Source organism: Aromatoleum evansii, from assembly GCF_045689615.1.
Lineage (GTDB): Bacteria > Pseudomonadota > Gammaproteobacteria > Burkholderiales > Rhodocyclaceae > Aromatoleum > Aromatoleum evansii.
Genome location: NZ_CP141259.1, coordinates 2909782 through 2936708, shown reverse-complemented (window position 1 = coordinate 2936708; position 26927 = coordinate 2909782). Strand labels below are relative to the sequence as shown.

Here is a 26927-nt window from a genome sequence, read left to right as displayed (position 1 = left end):
CCACTCATCACGGAGCGCCAATGACCGCGCCATCGGCACTTGCAACAGATCCGCTGATCCGGGCGATCGCAGAGGGCGACTGCGAGGACATCGTCGAACGCATGAATCGCGGTTGCCAATGCGTTTCGCTGGATCATGCACGTTTGAAGGCGGAACTCGAACGCGATCCGCGCGACGGCGCATTGCTCGCGACGATCAACGCAACGCGGCCCCACCTGTTCGCGGATTCGGTCGCATTCGTCGCCGAGCGGCACCTCGACGCCGCGGCTGCACTCGTCGAAGCAGTGGATCACGTAGTCAACTCCGCAGGCTGGCAGTCCGCCGCGCTGGCGCACGCACCCGCCAGCGCGCGCATTCCCTGTGCCGCCAGCGGGGTGTTTCTCGGCTTCGATTTCCACCTCGGCACAGACGGCCCGCGCCTCATCGAAATCAACACCAATGCCGGCGGCGGATTGCTCAACGTCGCGCTCGCGCGCGCCCAGCGCGCGTGCTGCGCGGAAGTAGCGCCCCTCGCGGTGCGCAGCCCGGGGGATCCCGAACGAGCCTTTTTCGAGATGTTCGTCTCCGAGTGGAGGTCCGTCCGCGGCGACGCGCCCCTGCGAACCGTCGCGATCGTCGATCGCGAGCCGCAGAGCCAGTATCTCCTGCCCGAGTTCCTGCTCTTCCAGCGATTGTTCGAGCGCCATGGATTGAAGGCGTGGATCTGCGATCCGGCCGCACTGCAGTTCGTCGACGGGCGACTCCTGCTCGACGGCGAAGAAGTGGACCTCGTGTACAACCGACTCACCGACTTCAGCCTCGACGAACCCGAGTCGGCCGCCCTCGCAGCGGCCTGGAAGTCGCAGGCAGCGTTGATCACGCCGCACCCGCGTGCGCACGCCCTGTATGCCGACAAGGGCAATCTGGCGCTGCTGTGCGACGACCAGTTCCTGCAGACGCTGGGTGTCGACGCCGCCACGCGTGGCGTCCTCGTGCAAGGAATCCCGCGCACCGTGCGGGTACGGGCGGAGGATGGCGACTCCTTGTGGAAGAACCGGCGTGACCTGTTCTTCAAGCCGGCAACGGGATACGGGAGCAGGGCCGCATACCGCGGCGACAAGCTGACCCGCAGCGTTTTCGCGAACATCCTCGCAGGCGATTACATCGCCCAGGCGCTGGTTCCCCCGAGCGCACGTCGCCTCTCCGTCGAGGGCGTGGCCACTGACCTCAAGATGGACCTTCGGGTCTATGCCTATCGTGGCGCGGTCCAGTTGGCCGCAGCACGCCTGTACCGAGGGCAGACCACCAACTTCCGTACGCCCGGGGGCGGTTTTGCAACGGTCGTTGCCTTGCCGTGCGTTCAGCGCGGCGCTTGAGTTATTCTTCCCGTTCCCCCATCGAAGACACCAACACGATGATCGTATTCGGTATCGCCGGCTGGTCCGGCTCCGGCAAGACCACCCTGATCGAAAAGCTGATTCCCGGCTTCAACGCACGGGGGCTGTCCGTGTCGGTGATCAAGCACGCCCATCACGGGTTCGATCTCGACAAGCCCGGCAAGGACTCGTATCGTCACCGGGAGGCAGGGGCGAGCCAGGTCCTGATGCTGTCGAACGACCGTTGGGTGTTGATGCATGAGCTCAGAGGGGCGCCAGAGCCGACGCTGGAAGAGCAGCTGCGCGTCTTGTCGCCGTGCGACGTAGTCCTGATAGAGGGCTTCAAGGCTGCGCCGGTGCCGAAGGTCGAGGTCCATCGTCCGGCGCATGGCAAGCCCCCCCTGTGGCAAGAGAATCCACACGTCGTCGCGGTCGCGGCAGACGTCCCGCTGGATAGCCCCTTGCCCCTCCTGCCGCTCAACGAGCCGGACAAGATCGTCCAATTCATCCTCGACTACTCGTCCCGTCATGAATCCTGACATGCTGCCGTTCGACGAAGCGCGTTCGAGCCTGCTGGCCAAAGCCCGGCCAATCCGCGACCTGGAGATGGTCGACACGTTGGTGGCCCACGGGCGCGTGCTTGCGGCCGACGTTCGTTCACCGATCGCGGTGCCCGCGCTCGACACTTCGATGATGGACGGCTACGCGATGCGCACCTGCGACGTGACCGCCGCGGGAACGCGCCTTCCGATATCTCAACGCATACCCGCGGGCAGCGTAGGCACCACGCTGCAGCCCGGCACCGCCGCACGCATCTTTACCGGCGCGCCCTTGCCGCCCGGCGCGGACGCCGTGGTGATGCAGGAGCTGTGCGAGCATGCCGGCGACGAGGTGATCATCAACCATGTCCCGCGCGCCGCAGAGGCCATGCGCGCCGCGGGCAGCGAAATCGCGGCGGGTGACGTGGTCCTGCCTGCGGCGACCCGCATGCGCGCCCAGGAGATCGGACTTGCCGCATCGGTCGGCATCGCCCAGCTGGCCGTCTTGCGCCGGATGCGGGTTGCGCTGTTTTCCACCGGCGACGAGCTCGTCATGCCCGGCGAAGCCTTGCCCCCCGGCGGCGTATACAACTCAAACCGCTTTCAGCTGCGGGTGCTGCTCGAACAGCTGGGTTGCGCCGTGACCGATTTCGGCATCGTTCCCGACCAGCTGGATGCAACGCGTGCCGTGCTGCGCCAGGCTGCGCAAGGGCACGACCTGATCCTCACCAGCGGCGGCGTATCGGTCGGCGAGGAGGATCACGTAAAACCTGCAGTCCAGGCCGAGGGGGCGCTGGAGCTTTGGAAGATAGCGATGAAGCCGGGCAAGCCGCTTGCCTACGGCCACGTGGGCGCCGCGGCCTTCATCGGCCTGCCGGGCAATCCCGTGTCCAGCTTCGTCACCTTCCTGTTGATGGTGCGCCCCTTCGTCCTCGCGACGCAGGGGGCTGCGTCGGTACTTCCCAAGGCACTCACACTGCGCGCCGACTTCGATTGGCCGCGCCCCGACCGGAGACGCGAATTCCTGCGCGCGCGCATCAACGATTCGGGGGGCGTGGAGATCCACGGCAACCAGGGCGCAGCAGCCTTGTCATCCATCGTGTGGGCCGAGGGGCTCGCAGACGTGCCTGCCGAAACGCCCGTCCGAAAAGGTGAGATGATCCGCTTCCTGCCCTACGGCGAACTCCTTTGCTGACACCATGACCGTCAAGATCCTGTATTTCGCATCGCTCAAGGAAGCACTCGGCTGCACCGAGGAGAGCTTCGTCCTCCCGTCCGGCGTATCGACCGTCGGCGAACTGCGCTCCTTTCTCGCCGAGCGCGGCGAAAAGTGGAAGGCCCTGGGCGAAGGGCGCAACGTCCGCGCCGCGCGCAATCAGCGCATGGCGGCACCGGCCGATCCCGTCTTGCCGGGCGACGAGATCGCCTTCTTTCCCCCGGTCACCGGAGGCTGAGTCATGACGGTGAGCGTGCAAGCGGAAGACTTCGACGTCGCGGCGGAGATCGCGGCCCTGTCGGCGGGGCGCAACGAGGTCGGTGCGGTAGCGACCTTCCTTGGCCTGGTGCGTGACGTGAGCGGTGGTTCCAACGTCGCCGCGATGACGCTCGAGCATTATCCGGGAATGACCGAGAAATCCCTGGAGGAGATCGTCGAGCAGGCGTCTGCGCGCTGGTCGCTGTACGGTGTCAGGGTGATCCATCGTTTCGGGCGACTGGAACCCGGCGACCGCATCGTCTTCGTCGGCGTCGCCGGCGCCCACCGCGGCGAGGCCTTCGCAGCATGCGAATTCATCATGGACTACCTGAAGACGCGCGCGCCGTTCTGGAAGCTCGAAGAGACTCCAGAAGGGGCGCGCTGGGTCGACGCCCGTGACAGCGACGACTCCGCCGCCGCGCGCTGGGAGCAGGGCGGCCGCTAGGCGGCCGGCCTCGCCACCCTGAAATGAAAACGGCGCCCTCGGGCGCCGTTCTGCATCAAGCAGGCCGGATTACTTCTTGCCCTTGCCTTGCTGGGTGAACATCTGGAAGGCCTCGGCCGAGGCGCGGCTCATCTGTTCGAAGGCAGCGCGCGTCGTGTCCATCGCATTCTGGATCGCGGACATGGCGTTCTGGTCGGTGATCGGCATGCCCGTGAACATCTTCTGCATCGATTCGAACACATCCTTGCTGCCGGTCGACAGCTGCTCGCCCACCAGTTTGCCGACCTCGGCCTGGGTACGGCTGGCCAGTTCCGCCATTTCGCGGGCGCAGGCGAGCATCTTCTCGGTGGCGCTCTGGGTGTAGTGCGAACGCAGCTCCAGAACTTCCTTGGGATCCTTGGCGGAGGAGAGCGCCTTCGCGTTCTGCACGCCCTCTTCGAAGAGGCTCTTGGCGGTCGCAACCTGCAGCTCCATGATGCGCTGCGAGTTCTCGATCGACATCTGCGCGAGGCGCATGGCCGCTTCGAAGTTCTTCTTTTGGATTTCGTTGAACTGATCCTGCTTGGTCGCCATGTTCTTCCTCCACGTGCGCTGAAAAATTTTCGAGGCTTCGATGCCCCTCATGAATTCTTTCAACATAGCACGTTGGCGAGAGGCCGCTGTACCAGTGAAAGTTTATCGAAGCTATTTGAACATGGATGCTGCAATGCAGCAAGTACAAGGTGCCGAATTTGGGTTCAGGCTCAGCGCCATCGCCCATAATGGGAACGTATCCCGATGGCTTGAAGGTTGAATTGCGTGGTGCGACCCCCATATCACAGGTCAACCCCAATCGGACAAAGGATGGTCGACATGCGCTTCGAAAAGCTCACCACAAAATTCCAGCAGGCCCTCTCCGACGCCCAGAGTATCGCGGTCGGAGGTGACCAGCAGTTCATCGAGCCCGTGCACCTGCTCCTCGCAATGCTGGGTCAGGACGATGGAAGCACCATTTCGCTCCTGCAGCGTGCAGGGGTGAATGTCCCGCCGCTCAAGACGGCGCTGGACAAGTTGCTGAGCCGCCTTCCGAAGGTCGAAGGACATGGAGGCGAGGTACAGATCGGCCGCGATCTTTCCAACCTGCTGAACGTCGCCGACCGCGAGGCGCAGAAGCGCGGCGATCAGTTCATCGCGAGCGAGATGTTCCTCCTCGCCCTGACCGAGGACAAGGGTGAAACGGGGCGCCTGCTCAAGGAGCACGGACTTTCGCGCAAGCCGCTGGAAGCTGCGATCGAGGCGGTACGCGGCGGCGCGTCCGTGGGCAGCCAGGATGCCGAAGGCCAGCGCGAGTCGCTGAAGAAATATTGCCTCGACCTTACCGAACGTGCGCGCGCCGGCAAGCTGGACCCGGTCATCGGCCGCGACGACGAGATCCGGCGCGCGATACAGATCCTGCAGCGGCGCACCAAGAACAACCCCGTGCTGATCGGCGAGCCGGGCGTGGGCAAGACTGCGATCGTCGAGGGGCTCGCCCAGCGCATCGTCAACGATGAGGTGCCGGAAACGCTCAAAGGCAAGCGCGTGCTCTCGCTCGACATGGCCGCACTGCTCGCGGGAGCGAAGTACCGGGGCGAATTCGAAGAGCGCCTCAAGGCGGTACTCAAGGAGATCGCCCAGGAAGAGGGGCGCATCATCGTCTTTATCGACGAAATCCACACCATGGTGGGCGCGGGGAAGGCCGAGGGCGCCATCGATGCTGGCAATATGCTGAAACCGGCCCTCGCACGCGGCGAGCTGCACTGCATCGGCGCCACCACACTCGACGAGTACCGCAAGTACATCGAGAAGGATGCCGCACTCGAGCGCCGCTTCCAGAAGGTGCTCGTCGACGAACCGTCGGTCGAATCCACGATCGCCATCCTGCGCGGACTGCAGGAAAAGTATGAGCTCCACCACGGCGTCGACATCACCGACCCCGCGATCGTCGCGGCGGCCGAACTGTCGCATCGTTACATCACCGACCGCTTCCTGCCCGACAAGGCAATCGACCTTATCGACGAGGCTGCAGCGCGGATCAAGATGGAGATCGACTCCAAGCCGGAAGCGATGGACAAGCTCGAACGCCGTCTCATCCAGCTCAAGATCGAGCAGGAGGCGGTCAAGAAAGAAACCGACGAGGCCTCGCAGAAGCGCCTCCTTCTCATCCGCGACGAGATCGAGAAACTCGAGCGAGAATTCGCCAGCCTCGACGAGATCTGGCGCGCGGAGAAGGCCAGCGTGCAGGGTAGCCAGCACATCAAGGAAGAGATCGAGAAGCTGCGTGCCCAGATGGCCGAGATGCAGCGCAAGGGCCAGTACGACAAGCTCGCCGAACTGCAGTACGGCAAGCTGCCGCAACTGGAGGCACAACTCAAGGCCGCCGAGACGGCAGGCAGCGGAGAGCGCAAGTTCAAGCTGCTGAGGACTCAGGTTGGATCCGAAGAGATCGCCGAAGTCGTATCGCGCGCAACCGGCATTCCGGTGAGCAAGATGATGCAGGGCGAACGCGAAAAGCTGCTGCAAATGGAATCGCGCCTGCACTCGCGGGTGGTCGGCCAGGACGAGGCCGTGCGGCTCGTGTCGGACGCGATCCGCCGTTCGCGTGCCGGCCTGTCGGACGAGAACCGCCCGTACGGCTCCTTCCTCTTCCTCGGCCCCACGGGCGTCGGCAAGACCGAACTCTGCAAAACGCTTGCCGAATTCCTGTTCGACTCGGAGGAGCACCTGATCCGCATCGACATGAGCGAATTCATGGAGAAGCATTCGGTTGCCCGCCTGATCGGCGCGCCTCCGGGCTACGTGGGTTACGAAGAAGGCGGCTACCTGACCGAGCAGGTGCGTCGCAAGCCCTACAGCGTCATTCTCTTCGACGAGGTCGAGAAGGCCCATCCGGACGTCTTCAACGTACTGCTGCAGGTGCTCGACGACGGGCGGATGACCGACGGGCAGGGACGCACGGTAGACTTCAAGAACACCGTGATCGTGATGACCTCCAATCTCGGCAGCCAGATGATCCAGCAGATGTCGGGGGATGACTACCAGGTCATCAAGCTCGCCGTCATGGCCGAGGTCAAGACCTTCTTCCGCCCCGAGTTCGTCAATCGCATTGACGAGGTGGTCGTCTTCCACGCGCTCGACGAAAAGCACATCGCGAGCATCGCCCGCATCCAGCTGCAGTACCTCGAAAAGCGCCTCGCGCGCCTGGATATGGCACTCGAGGTCAGCGACGACGCCCTCGAGGAACTGGCAACGGCCGGGTTCGATCCGATATTCGGAGCGCGACCGCTCAAGCGCGCCATTCAGGAGCGGATCGAGAACCCGCTGGCGCGAGCGATACTGGAAGGGCAGTTTGCCGCGAAGGACAAGATCAAGGTCGAGGGGTACGGCGGGAGCATCACTTTCGCGAAGGCCTGACTCCCTTCTGCATCATCGCTGCGGAAGGGGGACCTCCTTCCGCAGCAACCCCGAACGCACGGCCTCAATACGCGTTGCGGTCACGCACCACCAGCAGCACCGTCTTCACGATGATCCACAGGTCGAGCGACAGCGACCAGGTGCGCAAGTACTCGAGATCGTACTCGATGCGTCCTTCCATCTTTTCTATCGTGTCCGTCTCGCCGCGGTAGCCGCACACCTGCGCCCACCCGGTGATCCCGGGCTTCACCTTGTGGCGCACCATGTAGCCCTTGATGAGCTTGCGGTAAGTCTCGTTGTGCGCCACTGCATGGGGCCGCGGCCCGACGATGCTCATCCGTCCCTGCAGCACATTGATGAATTGCGGCAGTTCATCGAGCGACGTCTTGCGCAGGATCGCGCCAACGCGCGTGATCCGCTGGTCACCGCGCGTGGCCTGCTTCACCTCACTGCCGTCGTCGCAGCTCGTCATCGAGCGAAACTTGTAAACGACAATCTCCTTGCCATCGAGTCCGTAACGCCGTTGCCTGAAGATGATCGGCCCGGGCGAGCTCAGTTTCACCGCGATGGCGACGGCTATCATCACCGGAGCGATCAACGCGAGGATCAGTAGTGACAGGAAAATGTCGGACACGCGCTTCGCGAAGCCGTCGAATCCCGTGAAAGGCGTCTCGCATACGGCCACCACTGGCATGCCGCAAACGTGATCCACACGCCCCTGGATCAGATCCGTCAGGAAGATGTCAGGCGCAAAGTAGATGGACGCTGTGGTGTCCTTCAGGTCATCCAGCAACCGCAGGATGCGCGGCTGGCTCGCCATTGGCAGTGCCACGTAGATATGGTCTACCGCATGCTGCTTCACGAACTGGGCCAGCTCACCGATCCGGCCAAGCAGCGGGCTATCGCCGATTCCATCGAGGCGTTCGCGGCCCCGGTCATCGAAGAAGCCCGCAAATGAAATTCCGTTGAACGGATCGTGCGCAAGCTCCCCTGCCAGACGTAAGCCAGTTTCGTTGCAACCGACAACCACCGCGCGCCGTTGGCGGAGCTCGCTCGACATCATCTGCGACAGCAACAGGCGTGCAGCGCAGCGAGTCACCAGCCACGCCAGCGGGAGGCTGGCCAGCCACACAAAGACGACCTCCTCGGCGAAGTAATGCACGTATCCGCTCGCGTGGCCGAATGCCAACAATACGGCAGCGATCAACAGCCATGAAGTCAAGGTTTTTCGGACCATCCTCCGTGTGGTATCGCGAAGGCAGAAATCGCCTGGGAAGGTCAGCGAGAAGGAAATAAGTCCCACGATCACGTAGGGGGGGCCGAATCGCTCTCCACACACGGTCGCGACGGCAAACAGCAGGGCTGTTGCTGCAACCGGATCGAGAAAGGACTCGATGGCGCGTGCTGCCGATAAACTGCCCCGCCAGAAGGTGCCCTGTTTGTAGCTTGATGCAAACATGATAAAAGGAGCGGCTAAAAGTTTCGACAAGCATACCGCATTGACATTCAACAACCATGCATAACACATCGCGTAGCAGACGTACATGTCGCAACATACCGTCACAAACATGTCTTCAGCATGTTTATGCACCGGCACAATCGAATGCTTATGCGAGGATTTTGTTCAGCTTTCTGGTGATCGCGGGAACAGGAACACTTCCCGTTGCTGCGTCTGAAAATGACCCGCTAACGATCTCCGTCAGCCAGGATCTCGTCTGGGAGGACAACCTCTTCCGCGTGGCGGATGGTGCGCGCCCGGAGATCGAAGGATCGCGTCGTCCACGGGACGACCGGCTCAGCGTCACCACACTCGCTGCACAGCTGGGTCGCACCTACAGCCGGCAACGGCTGACAGCAGACTTTGCCCTGACCCGGAGCGACTATCTCGAGTTCGACCACCTCGATTTCACTGCACACAATTTCGGCGCCGCCTGGCAGTGGATTCTCGGCAACCAGTGGAGCGGCACAATTTCCGCCCGGCAGGACGAACGCTTGCGCAGCTTCTCCGATCGCATCGGCACCGTACGTAGCATCAACACCTTCCGCCAGTACCGCGCCGATGCGCGCTACCTGATGCATCCACAGTGGTCGTTCGGAGCCGGGTGGGCTCGGATGGACAGCCGATTCGACGACCGGGAATCCGCCGGATCCGAGTACATCGAAGATGCCGTCGAAGCCCTCGTGCAGTATCGATCCTTGGCCGGTAGCACGCTGGCGCTGGTAGGCCGCGATGCGGAGGGCCGCTATCCCGAACGCAATGAAACACTCACAACGGTCACAGGCTACACGCAGCGCGACCTGCTCCTGCGCGCCGACTGGGGCGTGACCGGCCATAGTCGGGTGAGCGGTCAAGTCGGCTACACCGCGCGCCAATACCCTCATGCGGGCGACAAGGACTTCAACGGCTTGACCGGTCGCGTCACTTTCGACTGGAACCCGACGGGAAAGCTCGCGCTGGGCATGACCGCGCGCCGCGAGATGGGCGCACGCGAGGATGTGGCCGACAACTTCGTCATCACGCGTGCGGTATCGGTCGACCCCGTATGGCAGATCGGCAACAAGCTACGTCTGCGTGGGCGGCTCGAATGGCTCAAGCGCGATTACGGCGGTGATCCCTTCGGTATTGTCGCGCCGGATCGCGATGACCGCACGCAGGCACGCGCCCTCGCACTGGAATGGTCGCCGGCCAGGAACCTCTCGCTCCAGCTGGGGGCGCGCAACGAACGTCGTTCGTCATCCGATGCGTATCCCGGATACCGTGCTGCCAGTCTATTCATGTCGGCGAAGCTCGCATTCTGAAAACCTATCACTTATGCCAGATGGCCGTTTGTATGCAATATGCAAAAATGCCGAATGGGATGCTGAAGCGTGCGGAACGGTCGCAACAAGCGGGCTCAATCAGTGCCCGCCGGTGCGAGCGCCGCTAGCACCGTCTTCCCATGGATGAGGTTTCACCACGATCAATTCACGCTCATCGAGGCACTCTGCATGACATTGAAACTCAAACTGCTCGCCGCGGCCATCGCGGGAGCCGTTGTATCAGCCAGCGCCGGCGCAGCCACAGTCAGTCTCGTCGGAAACGGCTTTTCTGTTTCGTACGACGACACACTCAACTCGCTCTTCGGCACGCCGACTCTTATCGGCAACCTGTTGTCCTTCAGCCCTTCGGGGTTCTCCGTTGGATCGGGCGGAGGCCGGCCAGCCTTGCTTGACGCTGTCCTGGATTTTCAGGTCGTCGCCGCTGACGGCTACCGGCTCGACTCGGTAAGCCTTTTCGAAGGCGGCAGCTACACCATCGCTGGTTCCGACGCATCCTTTGGCATCGCATCGGTGTTGAACGTTGCCGCGCTCGACAACGGAGGCCTCACAACCCTTGGCGGGGCAGGGAGCTTTGCCGGATCGCCGTTTCTTTCGGCCGGATCCTGGCGCTCCAGCGGCGACGGATTCACTGCCGCGGGCCTGTCGAGCAGTCTCCTTGACATCACCCTGGACTCAACCCTGTTCGCCAACGCGGCGGGCTCCTCGTTCGTGAAGGCCAGTCTCGACACGGCACAGATCACATTCGGCGTCGCGCAAGTCCCGTCGGTACCTGAACCGGAAGCCTATCTCATGCTTCTGACGGGCCTTGGCATGGTAGGGATGGCGGCACGTCGCCGTGCCGCATCCCGCTGATCATGTTCCGCAAGGTCAGGGTCGGACAGGGCGTAGTCCGCTTCGTCCCAGCTGCGTCGAAACTCGCGCGTTTGATCTATGTCATTTCAAAGCATGAAAGTTGCGTAGCGTAAATACATACGCCTAACAAATATGTAAAATCATGTTATCCGGACGGCATCCTTTACGGTGCTGTCCGGATAGCGACGTGGGGGCTTGTCGCATCTCTCGGATGTACGTGATCAGAATGGGGGCATGAATGAAGTTGAAATTCCTGGGAACAGGTCTCGTCGGAATTTGTATGGCCGGAGCGGCCCTGGCGGGGCAGAGCGGAAATCCCAGTGATGCGGGCACATCGTTCAATGCCGTCCTGAATCAAAATGGCGGAGGCATCGTTTCCACCTTTCGTGCTGGCGATGTGGAAGCCCGCGGAGTAGGCGGTCTTGTGAGCGAGCTCGCGCTCGCGAGTGGCGGACAGTTCGTCGCGATAGCGGCCGGCGGAAACCCTCAGTTCGTACCTAGCGTCCCCGAACCCGATGCCGCACTGATGCTTCTAGTCGGCCTTGGCATGGTCGGCGTGGTTGCGCGGCGACGCCTGCGCCGCTAGGCGACCCCGAACGCACCCCTGCGATGTTCCTCGGCGCCTGCCCCCGGTCTCGGGTTGCAGGCGTGTCTTGCTGTTTGTGGAGAGAGTCGGATGCATCGCAAAGACGTGCTGCTGCCGGCCATGCAAGTAACACATTGGCATTGTAGATTTGACTTGTAGTCCTGCAGGATGGATTTTTCATGATGAAACAATTTCGTACATCGCTTGGCATGCCGCTACTCGCCCTCGCTCTGGCAGGCTGCGGCGCCAAGTCCGACACTCCGATCGCGTCACAGGTCGCTGCCCGGGTTGGTTCGTATGAAATCACCGTGCATCAGGTCAACGCGGAGCTCGCACGGCTCGGGGGGATAGCTGGCGAGCAAGTGAAGCAAGCCAGCGGCGCGATCCTCGAACGGCTCATAGATCAGGAACTGCTCGTCGCTCAAGCCGAAGAGCAGAAAATCGATCGTGATCCCACGGTGATGGCCGCACTCGATGCCGCGCGGCGCGAAGTCGTTGCGCGCGCCTACGTCGAGCGCATCGCTGCACAGGTCGCCGAACCGCAGACAAGCGAGGTCGAAGCCTTCTACCGGGACAATCCGGTGCTATTCAGCAAACGTCGCATCTATGCGCTGCGCGAGTTGCGTGTCGCAGTGCCCGCCGGACGCGAAGCGGACCTGCGAGCCGCGGCCGACAAGGCGGCGAGCCTGGACGATATCGTTGCCTGGCTTCGGCGCGAGAATCTGAGCTTCAAGGCCGACTCCGCACTCAAACCGGCCGAGGAACTGCCGCTCGATCTGGTCAAGCAGCTGGCAAAGATGAAAGACGGTGAGATCGGGCTGCTGGCCTCAGCCGGCGTCGTGGCAGTCATCCAGATCGCCGCCTCCCGCGAACAGCCGATCGACGCGGTTGGTGCTGCGCCGTTCATCGAGCGTTACCTCACCAATCTCAAAAAGCAGGCGCTTGCGCGGGAGGAACTCGGTCGTCTGCGGGACCGCACCAGCATCCAGTACGTAGGCGATTTCGCCTCCCCGCTAGCCAATGGCGCAACGGCCGTGGCTGGGCCCGCGATTGCATCGGGCGCCGCCCTCAGCCAGGCCACGCTCGACAAAGGGGCCGGCGGCCTGAAGTGATCCAGCACGCCACATACGCTTTCCCTGCAACACCGAACCGGAATATCCGCAAACGCATGAGCCACCGTTCCTTTACAGCCATTCTCCTGATCATCCTGTCGCTGCTGTTCGCGTTCGGCATTGTTTCGCCGGCGCGGGCCGATGTTGCCGACATCAGCCGCCCGGGGGCGGCGGATTATGTTCTGGGGCCGGGGGATGTGGTCCGCATCACCGTCTATCAGAATCCGGATCTCACGACCGAAGCGCGAATCTCGGAAGGCGGACAAATTACTTTCCCGCTGCTCGGCGGTGTCCCCGTCGGCAGCCAGACCGCGGGCACTGCCGAACGGCTCATCGAACGCCTCCTGCGCGATGGGGGCTTCGTACTGCAACCCCAGGTCAGCATCCTGCCCGTCCAGATGCGCGGCAACCAGGTCTCCGTAATCGGCCTCGTCGGGCGCCCCGGCCGCTATCCGTTGGAAACCTCCAACCTGCGCCTCTCCGACATGCTCGCAAGCGCCGGTGGGATCGCCCCCAACGGCGCGGACACCGTTGTGCTCATCGGCCTACGCGACGGCAAGTCGATACGTCGCGAAATCGATATTCCCGCGCTGTTCCTGAAGGGCACCGAGAACGATATCCCGTTGGCCGGCGGCGACATCCTCTATGTGCATCGTGCGCCCACGTTCTACATCTACGGCGAAGTGCAGCGTCCCGGAGCATTCCGGCTGGAGCGGAACATGAGTGTCATGCAGGCACTCGCCACCGGCGGCGGCATCAATCAGCGCGGCACCGTTCGCGGCCTCCAGATTCAACGGCGCGACACCGAAGGACGGCTGTCCGTCATCGAGCCGGCACTGGAAGATCTCCTTCGCGCCGACGACGTGATTTTTGTGCGCGAAAGCCTTTTCTGACGGGACATCGTCGCTCCCTGACCCCGTTCGCATCACCCCCGCAATTTCCGGAACGCGATGTAATGACCTTCCACCAGTTTCTCCTCATCCTGCGCGCCCGCTGGCTGGTCGTGGCCAGCGTGCTTGGCACGGTGGTCGCAACCACGCTGCTGGTCAGCGTGCTGCTTCCGCACCAATACACCGCCGAGACAGTCCTGGTCATAGATGCCAAGTCGGCCGACCCTATTGCCGGCGCCATCCTGCCCCCGCAAATGATGGCGGGCTATATGGCCACCCAGGTCGACATCATCAATTCCAACCGCGTCGCCGAGCGTGTCGTTGCGCTACTCAAGCTCGATGAAGAGCCCGCCGTGCGCGAGCAATGGCAGGCCGAAGCCGACGGAAAGGGCGAATTGCGCGTCTGGCTGGCCGAGGCTCTGCAAAAGAAGCTCGTCGTCAAGCCCTCACGCGAGAGCAATGTCATCACCATCGCCTTCACGGGCTCCGACCCCCAGTTCGCCGCAGCGGTCGCCAACGCCTTTGCGCAGGCCTACATCGAAGTGAACCTCGAACTCAAGGTCGAACCGGCTCGCCAGTACGCACGCTGGTTCGACGAACAAAGCGTGCCCCTGCGCGAGAAGGTCGAAGCGGCCCAGAAACGTCTTTCCGACTACCAGCTCCAGCACGGCATCGTCCCGAGCGACGGTCGCCTCGACGTGGAAACCACCCGCCTGGCCGAACTCTCCACTCAGCTCGTCGCAGCCGAGGGTCAGCGCATGGAAACGCGCTCCCGCCAGGGGCAGGCCGGTGCGGCCGACACCATGCCGGAAGTCCTACAAAGCGGGCTCATCCAGGGCCTGAAAGCCGAACTCGCGCGCCAGGAAGCCACGCGTGAGCAACTCGCCTCGCGCGTCGGCAAGAACCACCCCGACTACACCCGCATCGAGGCCGAAATCCGCTCCCTGCGGGAGAGGATCGGCGCCGAAACGCAACGCATCGCCAGCTCGATCGGCAGTGCCACCCGCTCCAACCTCGCGCGCGAAGCCGATCTGCGCGCAGCGCTCGATGCCCAAAAGAAACGCGTGCTGCAACTGCGCGAACGGCGTGACCAGATCGCCGTTCTCCAGCGCGACGTCGAATCTGCACAGCGCGCATACGACCTCGTTGCCCAGCGCCTGACGCAGACCAGCCTGGAGAGCCGCACCCAGCAGACCAACATCGCCGTGCTCGCCCCGGCGACGTCGCCCCTGCAGCACTCCAGCCCGCGCACAGCCCTCAATCTTGCTCTCGCCGTCTTCCTTGGCACCTTGCTCGGCCTCGGCTCGGCGCTGCTGCTCGAACTCGTCGACCAGCGCGTACGCGGCGTCGAAGACATCGAACAATGCTCCGCCGCGCCGCTGCTGGGCATCATCCCCTCCCGCGCCTGAGGACATCGCCCATGAACGCCCCCACCAGCACGAAGGAACTCGCCCATGGCGAACGCTCCATCGGCGCCATTCTCATCGACGCCGGACGCCTGAAACCCGAAGACGCAGAGAAGATCCTTCGCCTGCAGCGCGAAGGCAGCCTGCGTTTCGGCGACGCTGCACGCAAGCTCGGTCTCGTCAATGAGGGTGACATCCAGTACGCGCTTTCGCGGCAGTTCGACTATCCGTACCTGCAGCGCGGCCAAAGTGGCGTAGCCGAAGAGGTCGTCGCCGCCTACAATCCTTTCGATCCGCAGGTCGAGGCGCTGCGCGCGCTGCGCAGCCAGCTCATGCTGCGCTGGTTCGACCCCGAAGCCGGTCGGCGTTGCCTCACGGTGGCGAGCCCGGCGCGGGGGGAAGGGCGCTCGTGGGTCGTCGCCAACCTGGGCGTGGTGTTCTCCCAGCTCGGGGAACGCACCCTCATCATCGACGCCAACATGCGCAACCCGCGCCAGCACCTGCTCTTCGGCGTCGACAACCGCATGGGCCTGTCCGCGGCGCTGTCGGGCCGCGGCGGCCCGGACATCGTGCGTCGCGTCTCCGCGCTGGTCGACCTCTCCGTGCTGCCCGCCGGCGCCGTACCGCCCAACCCGCAGGAACTCATCTCCCGCCCGGCCTTCTCGACGCTGCTTAAGGAGTACGCCGAAATCTACGACGTCATCCTCATCGACACCCCCGCCGCAGGCAGCACTGCAGACACATTCACCGTCGCCGCACGTGCGGGCGGCACGCTTCTCGTCGCGCGCCCACACCTCACGCGCACGGCCGCGCTGCGCAAGCTCGCGGGCGAGTTCCACCAGGCCGGCATCACGGTAGTCGGCAGCGTCCTCAACGACGCGGGCTGAGGGCACGCCGATGGCACCGCCGGCGCGCGCCGCAACCATGGAACAACTCGCGCCGGCGCAGGCGGGCGCGCAGGGCGCGGAACCGCTCGCGCCGTGGCTCATCGTGCTGGCGGGCCTGTGCTTCCTCTACGTCCCAAGCTTCATCGACCTCTTCCGCACGATCTGGAGCACCTCCGAACAGGCGCACGGCCCCATCGTGCTCGGCCTGTCGCTGTGGCTGCTGTACCGCCAGTGGCCCGTCATGCTTGCCCGCAGCGCCGGCCGGGCATCGTCAGCCACCGGTTGGCCCGTCCTCATCGTCGGCCTGCTGCTCTTCATGCTCGGCCGCTCGCAAGACATCCTCATCTTCGAGATCGGCTCGCTGGTGTGGGTGCTCATCGCCGTGCTCCTCATCCAGCGGGGAGTCCGGGCAGTCAAAGCCCAGTGGTTCGCGCTTTTCTTCATGATCTTCATGATCCCGCTGCCCGGTGCGGTGGTGGACGCGATCACCATGCCCATGAAGATCGCCGTCTCGGTGGTCGCGGAAAACGTGCTGTATTGGCTCGGCTACCCCATTGCCCGCAGCGGCGTCATCCTCCAGATCGGGCAATACAAGCTCCTCGTCGCCGATGCCTGCGCCGGCCTGCAAACCCTGTTTACGCTCGAAGCGCTCGGGGTGCTGTACCTCAAGCTCACGCATTCGGAATCGGTACTGCGCAACACGATCCTCGCCATTCTGATCGTGCCGATCTCGTTTGTGGCAAACGTGATCCGGGTGATGGTGCTGACTGTGGTCACCTATTACTACGGTGATGCGGCGGGGCAGGGCTTCATGCATGGGTTTGCGGGGATGGTGCTGTTTGCGAGTGCTCTATTGCTCATTATCGGTATGGATACCATCTTGCGCGCTGCACAGTTAGGGCGGAGACGCGTATGACCAGCAATTTCGGCAAAGGGGCAAAATTGCGTCGCAGCAGCATCGTGGCTTGCACGCTAATGTTCTGTGCATCGCTGTCGGCGTGGGCGTTGGCACCGCGGAACCCGATGGCAGCCTTGAACAAAAATATCAGGCTGGAAACCGCAATTCCTGTCTCATTTGGCGACTGGCATTTGGATAGTGGGGGTGTGCAAAGTGTCGTCAATCCCCAGCAGAAAGGCTTGCTGGATGCACTCTATTCGCAGACCCTGACCCGAACATACGTTAATGCGCTGGGGCAGCGCATCATGCTATCGATTGCTTACGGGGAAATGCAGAGTGGTGACATCGAATTACATCGACCCGAAGTGTGCTATGTCGCTCAAGGGTTTTCACTTGAAACCGTCGGCGAGTCATCAATAAAGCTCGAAGAACGCGAAAGCCCATTTCCCATTCAGCGTTTGATCGCGCAGACAAATAGCCGACACGAACCGATCTCCTACTGGATGCGAGTCGGTGACTACGTCGTGGCATCCGGTAACGATCAACGTCTTGCCAGGCTAATGCACGGCTTCAAGGGCTGGATACCCGATGGCATCCTGTTTCGGGTTTCGTCAATATCTGATGACAACGAAGCTGCATACCACCTCCAGGAGCGCTTTGTCGTAGACCTGCTCACAACCGTAGACACGAATACACGTGGGTTCCTGATCGGCCCGGTCAGTCCCGAAGAAGTTGGAAGCAAACGATGATGAATCCGGTCGGGCCAAGCGAGAAAAAAAATCCTGATGTTTCTGTGCTGATCGTCAATTACAACGGCCTCCGTTTTCTTGACGAATGCCTTGAATCCATCAAGACCGCATTCAGCCGTTATTCGTACGAAGTCGTAGTAGTGGATAATGCCTCGAGCGATGGTAGTCAAGCCTTCCTGCAGGCGCGCTCGGACATTCGCTACATCGAGTCGTTGGAAAACACAGGTTTTACCGGGGGCAACAACCTCGCAGCGCGCAGCGCTCGCGGAAAAGTATTGCTGCTGCTCAATAACGACACGCGCATCGAAGGACAACTCGATTCCCTCATCGATCAAGCGCTGGCTGAGCAGGTAGGCGCCGCAGGTTCCCGGCTCGTCTACAGTGACGGGCGAACCCAGTTCTCCGTGGGCTTTCACCATCGCCCGATTCGTCTTGTCCTGTCGTGGTTGGGATTGGAAAAGAAACACCGCTTGCCATCGATCTTCCGGCGAATGGAAACCGATCCGGCGTATTACGAACAGTCGCATACCCCAGTCGACTGGGTTTCAGGAGCCTGCCTCGCCACTCGCCGCGAAATATGGGAGCGCCTTTGCGGCTTCGACGAAGCGTTCTTCATGTACTGCGAGGACGTCGACTACTGTCTGCGTGTTCGCAACGCCGGATTTGGAATTGCCTTTGTTGCAGAGACATTGGTTATCCACTATGAAGGTGCAGGTCGGCCGTGGATCGGAAAAGCTGCATTGCAACGAACCGGTCGCTCCTACTCGATCTACCTAGCAAAACATCACAATGCATTAGTAGCCAGGGCTGCATCACTTGGTCTGGCAGCCGTGTTCTATATGCGGGCTGCAGCCCTTTGTGCGGTCTCCCTGAGCACATCTGCGAATCAGCAGAAGAGGCAAGTGATAAATGACAAAGTGAAAGCCTATCTGATAGTTGGTTGGCAGTTTGCTAGACAGACCCTGCTTGGTGTTTCAGCTGCCTCGGATAAGATCTAAAGGAGTATCTTAGCATTGAATTACCGTCCGCCGATGCGCACCGAGCCGCCAGCCTGGCCGCTGTATTCGCTATTTTTCCTTCTGCTCGGCGGATCGTATCTCCCGATCTCCTTGGTCAGTGGGATGAACGCCTATTTTTTGGTTCTCGCGTTAGTCGTCTGGGGTACGAGGAATAATCCCTTTCCGAAATCTCTATGGGTACTGCTAATCTGTTTTAGCGGAATAATTGCCCTTGGTCTGGCATTTGGGTACGACAATGAACTCTATCCCTATCTAAAAGATGCTTGGTATTTCATCAATCCGGTTGGCGTTATACTCGTCGGGTATTCTTTTGGCGCTCTAACACCAAGGCTATCGCAGGCTTTGCGCCTTTTAGTAATAGCCGGCCTCATTCTCGCTAGCTTGCATCTAGCCAAGTTTGCAATTAACCCGAATCTGCTTAGCTTGCCGGCCACCGAAGTACGAGCCTTGGCAGGAAACGGGAATTTCGTTGTTGGCCTTACGTGCGCATTTCTTATCGCCTCTATTGGGCGTTGGCGTGAAATGTTGGCCATACGCCCGATTTTCGGGTGGATTGTCCTGTTGCTGTGCGGGGCGTCTATAACCTTGGCATATTCGCGTACGCTGGTACTTGTTGTCTTGGTCTTCTGGACTGCACTTAGAGGTCTGATGCTTGGTTCACGTTTCGTCAAACTGGGAGCTGCGGTAATCGTTGGCCTCGCATTGCTCGGCGCGCTGGCTGCTTCGCTGCCACCTGCCAGCGAAGCAGGGAAAAAAACATTCACCGGCAAAATGCTCCGTTCGGCCCAGGAACTAACCATTGCAGACTACCGTGACCAACAGAGCATCAATGATAATTTTCGTGGCTTCGAGACGGCCAGAGCCTACAAAGACTATGTTGATGGCGGAGTGCTACGTTGGTTAGGAGGGCGAGGGTTCGGTCACTTTGTTGACCTCGGGGTATACCTATTTCTCGGTGATGGCCCCATGCGCTACATACCTGTTCTGCATAACGGAATGTTGTATGTTCTGGTAAAGACGGGAGCTTTGGGTTTGATCCTTTACCTCGTCTCGTTCGGCTGGTTGTTTCGTAGGGGGGCGGTCGCCGCGCGCTCGGTTGATCCAGACGAACGATTTGCCGGTCTAATTGTGCAGGGCGCAGTTGCAGTCAGTTTGCTCACGTCGTGGTTGATTGCCGGGCCCTTCAACAAGACTGCGCTGGTATCCGTGCTGCTGCTCCTGGGGTTTTGCCTCTCCATAGTCGAACGCAAAGAGTGGAAGCGATGAAGATTCTGGTTGTCGCACCATTCCTCTCCGGTCTTGATTCAGGCAATGGTGGTGGTGTCGTCACCTTCCGTCAGATTGCCGCTTTGGCGAGTCAGCACGCGGTTTCATTTCTCTCCTTTTCGGGCGTCATGGCCCGCGATATCGAAGAGAAATGTACACAAGCGCTGGCTCAGGTATGCGAAGGGGTCGAGACAGTTCCGCTCATCATCGATCGCATCCGGGTCGCAAAAGCGGCTTTCGGTTCGCTCTCGTTGTCCAAGCCTCACCTCGCGGCATTGTGCTGGCAAGCGTCAATGCAGGGCGCCTTGCGTGAGCATCTTGCCCGCTTGAAACCGGATGTTGTCTGGATTCAGTTTCCCCAGATGGCGCAATACGTGACGCTGTGCGGCGATACGCCGTGCATCATGGACGTGCAGGACGCCTACACGCTATCCGGATTTCGCCAGGCGCGACGCATGCGGGGGATCGGTGGCGTACGGGCTTGGCTCGACTGGGTCTGCTGGGCACGCTATGAAGCAAGGCAATACGCGCGGTTTTCCGCTGTCCTGACCTTATCCGAACAGGATGCGAATGTATTGTGCGCCATGAATCCGCGTAGTCAGACCCTGTCCATGGGTTTGCCGCTGACCGAAGGCGTTCCGCCAGCCAGTGCGCCCGTTCCCATGCGCGTTGGCTTTGCCGGTGCATTTGGGCACCGCCCGAACCGAGAAGGGTTGCAATGGTTTCTCGATCAGGTGTGGCCTCGGGTGTTGGCCCGGGTTCCAAATGCCAGCTTCGTCGTTGCAGGGCGCAATCCGCCGCCGGAGTTCGTTGCCCGAGCCGGCGAGGGCGTCTCATTTTCCGGGTTCGTGCCGGACATTTTTGCGTTCTATGCCAGCAACAGCGTTACGGTTGTGCCGCTGGTCAGTGGCGGTGGCGTGAAAATCAAGACGGTTGAAGCCATGCTGGCCGGTTCGGCCGTCGTGGCGACCCGGATCGGAGCCGAGGGCACCGGGGCAAGGCACGGACAGGAGATGTTGGTGGAGGATGAGCCTGCCGCCTTTGCCGATGCGATCGTGCGCGTCCTGCAGGATGCCAGCCTGCGTGGATACTTGGCCGACGCGGCGCGCAGTCACGCCGGCAGCCGGTTCGCAACTGAAGCCTGGCGTGCGCTCATCGCCGACATTTTTTCCCGGGTTGTGAAATCGCATGGCGAACACTGATTCCGGAAAACGGATTTCCGATGCCGCCGCAACTGTATGGGCCTATGTCCAGAACTGGGCCGCGCGGGGCATCACCCTCATCGTATTTTTTGTTCTGGCGCGCCTGCTCACGCCCGCGGAGTTTGGCGCCTTTGCCGTCGCCATGATCTTTCTGACGTTCGGTGAAATCTTTGTCGAGCAACTCTTCGGGCACGCCATCGTTCAGCGCGACACCCTGACGGAAGCGCACCGCAGCAGCGCCTTCTGGGTCACCTTGATGATCGGTGCGACGCTGGCGCTGGCCACCCTGCTTGCTGCCCCGGCCTTTGCCGCGGCGTTCGACAGCCCGGGCGTCGAGCCAATCATCATGGCCCTGACGCCGGTCTTTGGCTTCATGGCAGTGTCCAGTGTGCCGTCGGCGCTGCTTCGTCGTGCGCTGGATTATCGCACCCTGGCGCGGCGCACAGCCCTGTCCAACCTGCTTAGCGGCATTGTCGCCATCGTTGCCGCCGCAGGCGGGCTTGGCGTTTGGACCTTCGTCGTGCAGCAACTGGTCTTTCAGGCGGTCAGCACCGCCGTATTGTGGCGCCACGAAGCATGGCGACCCCAGCTTGTCTTTGACCGCAAGGCGCTCGGCGAACTGTTCGGCTTTGCATCGCGCATCACGCTGGTCAAGGTGCTTGATCTGGTCGAAACGCGGGTACTCGAACTGGTTATCGCCCGCTATCTTGGTGTTGTTGCACTTGGCCACTACGCCCTGGCGTCAAGGGCGCAACAATCGGCCACCCAACTGCTGGCAGCACCGCTCTGGGAGTCATCGATATCCGTTTTTGCGCGCCGCCAGAATGACCGCAAGTCACTTACGGCAGCATTCGAGGATCGGGTATTGCTGGCTGCTCTACTCATCATGCCCGCCTTCCTGTTGGCTGCCGCCAGTGCCGAGGCACTGGTTCCCGCCGTGTTTGGGGAGCAATGGCATGAGGCGGTCGCGCCGTTTCAGATTCTTTGCGTGTTGGGGGCGCTGCGTTCGATTGCTTTTGTGTTTGGTGCCGCTATGCAGGCGGTTGGTGCGGCAAGCATCTCCGTGTGGATGGCTCTGACAAGAACGGCGGTTATATTGGCGTCTTTGCCATATTTGATTTCTTACGGTGTTGCTGGTGCGGCTATTTGTGTATTTGTCGGCCAACTTGCTGTTATTCCAATCGTAATCGCAAAATTTGCAAGAACTATGGGATTCTCCGGTTTTAAGGTTTTAAAACGTATTTTCACGCCAATTTTTGTATCGATACTTTCCTCCTCATTGTGTTGGTGGATTACGAAAACGTACGTCAATAAGCTGCCTGGCGGTTATGTGGTGTTGATCGCTATATCTTTCAGTACTTTTACTGTTTTAATAATTTACGCAGTTCTTATGCGAAAAACGTTTAATAGATATTTCTGCGACTTAGCGGGGGTTCGACGTCGTGTTCGATTAAGTGGTGCCTTTGGAGAGGCGAATTTTGGCGACGATTTGCTCATGTTGGCTTCGTACCATTATTTTGCTTCTCGACGCGAGGGGCTAACGATTTATGTGACAGTTAGCGATTACAAAACTGCGTCTTATGTAAAAAAACATTTGCCAAAAGCAGTTCTAGAAAAAAGACATAATTCGCTACGTAGCGCGTGGGCGCTTGAAGTAATGGCTGGTGGAACGCAGTTTTTTAGCTTGCCAAAAAATGTAGCCATAAATGATGAGCTGCCGTCAAGATTTAATCTTTTAATTAACAAGTTTAATCCGAGAAGGATTGTTCCTTTTGCGATTAGACGAATTGCGCGGTTGATGCCAGTTAGGCCAGTGCGTGTCGCTGTTGGACTTGGTGTTGGACCATTCCGGGCTGGCAATGAAGAGGCGTCGAAACGAGTTCTTAGTCAAATGTCTCGTATATGGCTCAGAGATACTGAAAGTCGGGAGTTTCCGAACAAGTGGGGGCTTGTAAATGTTGAAGATGGTGCGGATATTTGTTTTGCCAATAATGTAATTGGTGCAAGCGCTACCAAAGTTGACGTTGATCAAAAGCTGATAGGGGTTGTTATTCGCGGTTGGGAATTTGCAATTTATTCGGAAGGTTATCAGGAGTCGCTTCTTTTGACATGTAGAGCGTTGGAAGATAGCGGCTTAAAAGTGAAGTTTTTTTCGTTTTGTGCATCCATAGATCGCGAAGCAATTAAGTATTTCGATAGATCTGGGTTTCAAGTTGAAGTTTGGGATCCTTTCGAAATGGAGGTTTCAGATTACTTGAATTCCCTTGCGCGTTGTGCCTTTTTTATTTCTGCCCGCTTTCATGGGGTCGTGGTTGGGGCTGTGTTAGGCAAGCCATCAATTGGAATTGAACTTGATCCAAAAGTAAGGCAGATATGTGGAAAATTGGGGTTGAGTGATTTCGTTTGGTCATCGCCATTCAACAAAGACAATTTATTTAGTCGCGCAATTTCAATGGCTGAAAATTACGAGTCGGTGGCTGATCGGGTAGCGGTTGGGCGGAAACGTGAAGGTGGAATTGCCGATCAGATGATGTTGAATGCGACGTTTGCGTTGTTTGAATAGAGCAAGTCAATGAGGCGGTTAGCAAGAGGTATTAGCAAGGTTATTATTTTTTCTGGACTAATATTTCCTTATTTACAGAATATAGTCTGTGCTGCTGACTACACAATCGGCGTCTATTACTACCCAGGTTGGTCGCCTTACACCAAGGGATCGCATGAGCCCGATCCGTGGCTTGCGATCAAGGCCTACCCCGAACGCGAGCCGCTGCTCGGCTGGTATAACGATGCGCAGCGCCAGGTTCTTGATACCCAACTCGGCTGGATGGGTGATTACGGCATCGATTTCGTCACCTTCGACTGGTATTGGGAAAAAGGGCGTCCGGCGCCGGAAACTTCTGTTCGCGCTTATCTTCAGTCACCCGAGCGGGCGCGTGTGCGATATGCGCTGCTGTGGGCAAACCATACCAAGGAGCCGCGTACCCTCCAGGAGTGGGATGCACTGGTGGATTACTGGATCGGCCGCCATCTGCAGAACCCGGAGTACGTGAAGATTCAGGGCAAGCCAGTATTGTTTGTTTTTTCGGCGGACGTTATTCGCGACCAGGCGAAAATTATCGGGCTGAAGGTTGCGGAGATGCTTGATCGCGCTCGTGAGAAGGCGAAGGCGGCGGGGCTGCCGGGTATCTATTTTGTGTTGAGTGTGCCGGCCACCGATTATTGGGTCAAAAAGTTTGCGCCCGAGTCCGGGTTTGATGCATTGAGTGCATACAACTACCACTTCGGGCTGGCCGGAAATTCAGACCAGCGTACTCCCGATTCCCATAGTTTCGAGGAACTCGATAGCGCGTATCAGATGCAGTGGAACTGGATTATCAAAAACAGCAATTTGCCATATTTCATCCCGATGACGTCAGGTTGGGATAAGCGGCCCTGGGGTGGGAGCAAGAAGGATCCTCGTCATGATGACTCGATGTCCACCCCGGATAGCTTTGAGCGCCATTTGCTGAAGGCGCGGGCGCTATTGAAGGCTAATCCGTCAAAAACTCAGGGTGTCGGTATGGTCTGCTGCTGGAACGAATATGGCGAAGGATCTTATGTGGAGCCGACAAAGCTATACGGTTTTGAGTATTTGAAGCGCATTAACAAGGTATTCGGAGGTGGCGAGTGATGGCAGCCTTCCCTTGTTCACGATTGCGGGAAGGTGGGTGTCGGCCGCAGGTTGGGGTTGATTTTCATACTTTTGACGGGATCTTTCAGGGCAGCCGCAGCCATGTTCTGGGTATCTTCAGGGAGGCGATACGGCTGGCGCCGGAAATCGACTTCATCCTGTTTCTTGATAATCCTGAGCAGTTGAAGTCGGCCCATCCTGAATTCGGGGCGCCCAATGTGCGCCTGGTTCGCATGCCGCACCGGCCGGGGCCGATTCGTCTTGGACTGCAATTGCCGTGGTTGCAAGTTCGTGAAAAGCTGGATTTGCTGCATACCCAGTACCGCTTGCCGTTTTTTCCGCTCGGGCCTTGTGCGTGCACTATTCATGATGTTTTATTTGAAAGTCATCCTGAATATTTTCCGCGTTTCTTTACGCTGCAGTCGAAGCTGACTTTCCGGCTGGCAGCTCGGGTTGCGCGTTTGTTGTTTAGCGTCAGCGAGTTTTCGCGCAAGGAGATTGCGGCCCGCTTTGGCATTGAAGCTGAGCGCATTCGCGTGTTGTACAACGGCGTCGACAGGGCGAGGTTTTTCCCAGGACGGGAAGGGGTGGAAAAGCTTGCGCCGCTTGGCCTGGATGCGGGTGGCTATTTGTTGACGGTAGGCCGTCTTGAGCCACGAAAGAACCATGCACGGTTGATTGAGGCTTTTGGCCGCCTTGGTGAGGGTGCGCCGCCTCTGGTTTGCGTCGGTCAGCGCGATTTTGGCTATGCAGCGGCGCTTGAAGCGGCAACGCGCTTTGGCGTTCAGGGGCGAGTTCATTTTTTGGAAAATGTTGGGGATGACATGTTGCCGGTGTTGATGCGAAACGCCCGCGCCTTTGTCTTTCCCGCGATTGCGGAGGGGTTCGGCATGCCAGTTGCAGAAGCCCTCGCGAGTGGGGTGCCGGTGGTGACCAGCAACACGACGTCGATGCCGGAAGTGGCTGGCAGGGCTGCGGTGCTGGTTGATCCGCTGGATGTGACGAGTATCGCTCAGGGGCTCGAAAAAGTGCTGGGCGATCCGGAGTTGGCCGCCACGATGGTGACCGAGGGGGCCGAGCAGATTAAAAAATTTGACTGGGCGGAGTCCGCGAGAGCACTGGTTGCTTCCTACCGCGGGTTCTTTGCCGATCGTTATGCCACACAGGGTGCGCCATCGGAGCGGGGCGCGTGAGTTCGCTGCGCGTTTTCGTATTGCTTCCGCGGGCGCTCGATGCGGCGCGCTGGCAGGAGGGATTTGCTCGTGGCGAGGTGCCGGACGTGACCCCGTATGGTTATCACTTCGCGGAGGAGGCGGGAGCCCTGGTCTCCTTCTCGCGGCCGACCGCCACGTCAGGTGGGCTTTTGGGGGTGGCGGACAAGGTTGTCAAACGTTTGCTGGGGTTTGATATTCGGCATGCCTGGAATAATCGCCGGGCCTTGCTGGGCGCCGATTACGATGTAATCTGGACGCACACGGAATATGAGCATCTGGGAATTGCTGCGCTTCGCGCATTGCTCAGAATGGATGGCCCGCCGGTTATCGCGCAGTCGGTTTGGTTGATTGATGTGTGGCCGCGTTTGTCGGATCTGAAGAAATCGCTCTATCGGTATTTGCTGGGGCGATCGGCCGTGGCGACTTTTCACTCCCCCGATAACAAGGCGGTTGCGGACGAATTGGGATTCCAGCTGCCTTGCGAAGTGGTTCTATTCGGCATTTCGCTTGATAGTTTCCCGCTACGGGCACCAAATTTAAAATTTGATGCTTCCCGGCCAGTTCGTGTTCTGGCGCTTGGAAATGATCGCCATCGTGACTGGTCTACCTTGTTTGAGGCAATTGGCGGGCGGCCTGACTTTGAGTTGCGTGTAGGTTCCTCGGTTTGGCCCCGTAGATTCTCCGCAGACAACGTGCATGTTGGAGCCATGACTCAGGATGAGGTGAGGGCGGCCTATGCATGGGCAGACTGCGCAGTAGTGCCCTTGAAGGAAAATCTTCACGCTTCGGGAATTACCGCGATTCTTGAAGCGGTTGCCTTGGGAGTCCCCGTCGTTGCTACCTTGACGGGTGGTTTGCTGGCCTATTTCGCCGCGGATGCTGTGACCTATGTTGATCCGGGAGATGCCCAGTCGCTGCGAGATGCGATCAAGGCGTCGGCAAAAGATCCATCAGGTGCATTGGGGCGCGCGGTTTGCGCGCAGCGACAAATGGCTGATCGTGATCTGACAACGCGCGGATTCGCAATGCGCCATGTGCGATTGTCAGAGCGACTGCGCGCAAATTCCGGTGGCAATTGCGGCAATTGAGTATGAATCGGGTTTCGCATCTA

24 protein-coding genes are annotated in these 26927 nt (G+C 60.0%); 22 read left to right on the top strand and 2 right to left on the bottom strand.

The genetic code is table 11. The annotated features are described in order from the left end of the window. Positions 1–20: 20 nt before the first annotated feature. The 5 genes from U5817_RS13810 to moaE are packed head-to-tail and all read left to right on the top strand — an operon-like array spanning position 21 to position 3813. Positions 21–1355: a hypothetical protein gene (locus U5817_RS13810; protein WP_407277718.1), complete on the top strand. Its 1335-nt coding sequence runs from the start codon at positions 21–23 to the stop codon at positions 1353–1355. A gap of 38 nt (positions 1356–1393) precedes the next feature. Then, positions 1394–1894: a molybdopterin-guanine dinucleotide biosynthesis protein B gene (gene mobB, locus U5817_RS13805; RefSeq protein WP_407277717.1), complete on the top strand. Its 501-nt coding sequence runs from the start codon at positions 1394–1396 to the stop codon at positions 1892–1894. Further along, on the top strand, positions 1884–3089 hold the full coding sequence (gene glp / locus U5817_RS13800) for a gephyrin-like molybdotransferase Glp (protein WP_169127563.1): 1206 nt from the start codon (positions 1884–1886) through the stop codon (positions 3087–3089). Before mobB ends, glp begins: the two co-directional genes overlap by 11 nt. Before the next feature lie 4 nt (positions 3090–3093). Then, positions 3094–3348, top strand: coding sequence for a molybdopterin converting factor subunit 1 (gene moaD, locus U5817_RS13795; RefSeq protein ID WP_169127561.1), 255 nt, complete (start codon positions 3094–3096; stop codon positions 3346–3348). A 3-nt stretch (positions 3349–3351) separates the two neighbouring features. Further along, positions 3352–3813: a molybdopterin synthase catalytic subunit MoaE gene (moaE, locus tag U5817_RS13790; protein WP_169127559.1), complete on the top strand. Its 462-nt coding sequence runs from the start codon at positions 3352–3354 to the stop codon at positions 3811–3813. Positions 3814–3882: 69 nt separating this feature from the next. Here the strand turns inward: moaE and U5817_RS13785 are convergent, their stop codons facing one another. After that, positions 3883–4386, bottom strand: coding sequence for a phasin family protein (locus tag U5817_RS13785; protein WP_169127557.1), 504 nt, complete (start codon positions 4384–4386; stop codon positions 3883–3885). Between the two features lie 279 nt (positions 4387–4665). Here U5817_RS13785 and clpB point away from each other — a divergent pair, with 279 nt between their 5' ends. After that, positions 4666–7245 (top strand): ATP-dependent chaperone ClpB, encoded by a 2580-nt coding sequence (gene clpB / locus U5817_RS13780; protein ID WP_407277716.1) that lies wholly within the window; start codon positions 4666–4668, stop codon positions 7243–7245. 64 nt (positions 7246–7309) lie between these two features. Here clpB and U5817_RS13775 read toward each other — a convergent pair whose 3' ends face one another. After that, positions 7310–8791, bottom strand: a complete 1482-nt coding sequence (locus U5817_RS13775) for an undecaprenyl-phosphate glucose phosphotransferase (RefSeq protein ID WP_407277715.1) — start codon at positions 8789–8791, stop codon at positions 7310–7312. 74 nt (positions 8792–8865) lie between these two features. On the opposite strand from U5817_RS13775, the gene epsL reads away from it, so the two are divergent. The 16 genes from epsL to U5817_RS13695 all read left to right on the top strand — a co-directional run bounded on the left by epsL (position 8866) and on the right by U5817_RS13695 (position 26904). Further along, positions 8866–10044 (top strand): XrtB/PEP-CTERM-associated polysaccharide biosynthesis outer membrane protein EpsL, encoded by a 1179-nt coding sequence (epsL, locus tag U5817_RS13770; RefSeq protein ID WP_169127553.1) that lies wholly within the window; start codon positions 8866–8868, stop codon positions 10042–10044. A gap of 189 nt (positions 10045–10233) precedes the next feature. Further along, positions 10234–10917 carry a PEP-CTERM sorting domain-containing protein gene (locus U5817_RS13765; protein ID WP_407277714.1) on the top strand — a complete coding sequence of 228 codons (684 nt, stop codon included), beginning with the start codon at positions 10234–10236 and terminating at the stop codon, positions 10915–10917. A gap of 238 nt (positions 10918–11155) precedes the next feature. Next, positions 11156–11503 (top strand): PEP-CTERM sorting domain-containing protein, encoded by a 348-nt coding sequence (locus U5817_RS13760; protein WP_169127549.1) that lies wholly within the window; start codon positions 11156–11158, stop codon positions 11501–11503. A gap of 179 nt (positions 11504–11682) precedes the next feature. Then, positions 11683–12615, top strand: coding sequence for an EpsD family peptidyl-prolyl cis-trans isomerase (locus tag U5817_RS13755; RefSeq protein ID WP_407277713.1), 933 nt, complete (start codon positions 11683–11685; stop codon positions 12613–12615). A 56-nt stretch (positions 12616–12671) separates the two neighbouring features. Next, positions 12672–13508 carry a polysaccharide export protein EpsE gene (epsE, locus tag U5817_RS13750; protein WP_407277712.1) on the top strand — a complete coding sequence of 279 codons (837 nt, stop codon included), beginning with the start codon at positions 12672–12674 and terminating at the stop codon, positions 13506–13508. A 62-nt stretch (positions 13509–13570) separates the two neighbouring features. Further along, positions 13571–14914: a chain length determinant protein EpsF gene (epsF, locus tag U5817_RS13745; RefSeq protein ID WP_407277711.1), complete on the top strand. Its 1344-nt coding sequence runs from the start codon at positions 13571–13573 to the stop codon at positions 14912–14914. A gap of 11 nt (positions 14915–14925) precedes the next feature. Beyond that, positions 14926–15798 (top strand): chain length determinant protein tyrosine kinase EpsG, encoded by an 873-nt coding sequence (gene epsG / locus U5817_RS13740; RefSeq protein WP_407277710.1) that lies wholly within the window; start codon positions 14926–14928, stop codon positions 15796–15798. Between the two features lie 37 nt (positions 15799–15835). Then, positions 15836–16714 (top strand): exosortase B, encoded by an 879-nt coding sequence (gene xrtB, locus U5817_RS13735; protein ID WP_407277709.1) that lies wholly within the window; start codon positions 15836–15838, stop codon positions 16712–16714. Beyond that, a complete protein-coding gene (gene epsI / locus U5817_RS13730; protein ID WP_407277708.1) occupies positions 16711–17445 on the top strand; it encodes an exosortase-associated protein EpsI, B-type in 735 nt (244 codons plus the stop codon). Before xrtB ends, epsI begins: the two co-directional genes overlap by 4 nt. Continuing rightward, complete coding sequence (locus U5817_RS13725) at positions 17442–18443, top strand: glycosyltransferase family 2 protein (RefSeq protein ID WP_407277707.1); 1002 nt, start codon at positions 17442–17444, stop codon at positions 18441–18443. The genes epsI and U5817_RS13725 overlap by 4 nt, the downstream gene beginning before the upstream one ends. A 15-nt stretch (positions 18444–18458) precedes the next feature. Continuing rightward, positions 18459–19730 carry a hypothetical protein gene (locus tag U5817_RS13720; RefSeq protein WP_407277706.1) on the top strand — a complete coding sequence of 424 codons (1272 nt, stop codon included), beginning with the start codon at positions 18459–18461 and terminating at the stop codon, positions 19728–19730. After that, on the top strand, positions 19727–20932 hold the full coding sequence (locus U5817_RS13715; RefSeq protein WP_407277705.1) for a glycosyltransferase: 1206 nt from the start codon (positions 19727–19729) through the stop codon (positions 20930–20932). The genes U5817_RS13720 and U5817_RS13715 overlap by 4 nt, the downstream gene beginning before the upstream one ends. Continuing rightward, on the top strand, positions 20919–23495 hold the full coding sequence (locus U5817_RS13710; RefSeq protein ID WP_407277704.1) for an oligosaccharide flippase family protein: 2577 nt from the start codon (positions 20919–20921) through the stop codon (positions 23493–23495). The genes U5817_RS13715 and U5817_RS13710 overlap by 14 nt, the downstream gene beginning before the upstream one ends. 9 nt (positions 23496–23504) lie before the next feature. Further along, positions 23505–24602 (top strand): glycoside hydrolase family 99-like domain-containing protein, encoded by a 1098-nt coding sequence (locus U5817_RS13705; protein WP_407277703.1) that lies wholly within the window; start codon positions 23505–23507, stop codon positions 24600–24602. Beyond that, positions 24602–25795, top strand: a complete 1194-nt coding sequence (locus tag U5817_RS13700) for a glycosyltransferase family 4 protein (protein WP_407281071.1) — start codon at positions 24602–24604, stop codon at positions 25793–25795. Before U5817_RS13705 ends, U5817_RS13700 begins: the two co-directional genes overlap by 1 nt. Then, positions 25792–26904 carry a glycosyltransferase gene (locus U5817_RS13695; RefSeq protein ID WP_407277702.1) on the top strand — a complete coding sequence of 371 codons (1113 nt, stop codon included), beginning with the start codon at positions 25792–25794 and terminating at the stop codon, positions 26902–26904. The genes U5817_RS13700 and U5817_RS13695 overlap by 4 nt, the downstream gene beginning before the upstream one ends. Positions 26905–26927 lie beyond the last annotated feature (23 nt).